This window comes from Frankia sp. CoWAU3, assembly GCF_977971855.1.
Genome location: NZ_CDWWXB010000038.1, coordinates 1 through 1,375 on the forward strand (window position 1 = coordinate 1; position 1,375 = coordinate 1,375).

General features: G+C 72.6%; 2 protein-coding genes. Both read right to left on the reverse strand.

Translation table 11 applies throughout. The features are described 5' to 3' along the window. Window positions 1-43: 43 nt before the first annotated feature. On the reverse strand, window positions 44-1,201 hold the full coding sequence (locus AC08ON_RS06060) for a zinc-dependent metalloprotease (protein ID WP_476606468.1): 1,158 nt from the start codon (window positions 1,199-1,201) through the stop codon (window positions 44-46). Beyond that, the coding region (locus AC08ON_RS06065) for a hypothetical protein (protein WP_476616597.1) at window positions 1,165-1,375 on the reverse strand (211 nt) is incomplete at its 5' end. The genes AC08ON_RS06060 and AC08ON_RS06065, both read right to left, overlap by 37 nt.

Consider the following 1,375-nt stretch of genomic DNA (forward strand, 5'->3'; position numbering starts at 1 on the left):
GCCGCGGCCCCGACGACCCCCGCGGCCCCGACGACCATGGTGCTCACGCCGAGATCGGCGGGCGGCTGCCCAGGACCCGTTGCATCCAGGCGGTGGGATCGACCAGCTCGGCGCGGGTCGGCAGCGCCGCCGGTGACTCCCAGACGGTGTTGAAACCCGTCACCCCAGCCTGCGCGACCACCGCACGCACGAACGCCCCGCCCTGGCGGTACTGCTGCAGCTTGAGATCGAGACCGAGGAGCCGACGGACGAACCGGTCGATCGGCGATCCCCCGCCGCGGCGACCCTCGAACTTCGTCCGGATGTCGGCGACGGTGGGTACGATCTTCGGCCCCACCGCGTCCATCACCTGGTCGGCGTGGCCCTCCAACAACGTCATGATGGCCTGGAGGCGGTCGAGAACCGCTCGCTGGGCTGGGGTCTGTAGCGCCTCCACGACGCTCGGGCTGTCGGCCTCCCGGTCGAGCACCGCCCCGCGCAGCGCGCTCATCGCCGAGCGGACGCGGCCCGCGAGGACGTCCGGATCGAGGTCCGTGGCCTCAATGAACGCGGTGATCTCGGACTCCAGGTGGGTCCGCAGCCATGGCACGGCGGTGAACTGACTGCGATGGGTCTGCTCGTGCAGGCATACCCACATCCGGAAGTCTCGCGGCACGACCCCCATGGCCGCCTCGGCGTGCGCGATGTTCGGCGCGACCAGGCTGAGGCGCCCGACCGACCCCGGCACCCCGACCGACCCCGGCACCCCGACCGACCCCGGCACGTCGGGCGGACCCGGATCGTCCCTCCCGGCCTGGTACTCCTCCGGCGGGAGGAAGACCTCGTACTGGCCCAGCACCTTGCCGGCCAGATAGGCCAAGGCTGTGCCGATCTGGACCCCGGTGACCCGCCGACCGACCGCCGCGGCGAGGTTGCCGCGCTGCTGTTCGGACAGTTTGCCCAGCAACGGGGAGGTCAGCACCCGCAGACCGGCGACGTTGGAGCGGACCCACTCCAGCCGGTCCACCACGGTGATGGGGGTGGCCGGCCCGGCGGGAGTGAGCCGGGTGTAGTCCTCGACGTGCCGCTCGGCCTCGACGGCCAGTCGCCGCAGCTCGGAGACGACCTCGCCGGCCTGCTCCCGCGAGATCTGCGGGCCGGGGCGAACCAGTTTCCTCGCCGTCGTCACGGCGAGTTCCCAGTCGACCAGCTCGGCGTCCACGAATCCGAGCGTACCGGGCTCGCCCGTCGTCTGGGTCCGATCATGAACCGTGCCGAGAACGGGATGGGACGCGCCGGGGCGCCGACGGTCCCGCCCAGGTCGACGGTCCCGCCCAGGTCGACGGTCCCGCTCAGGTCGGTGGGCGCGATGCTGCCGGCGGGATCGCCGCGGTCG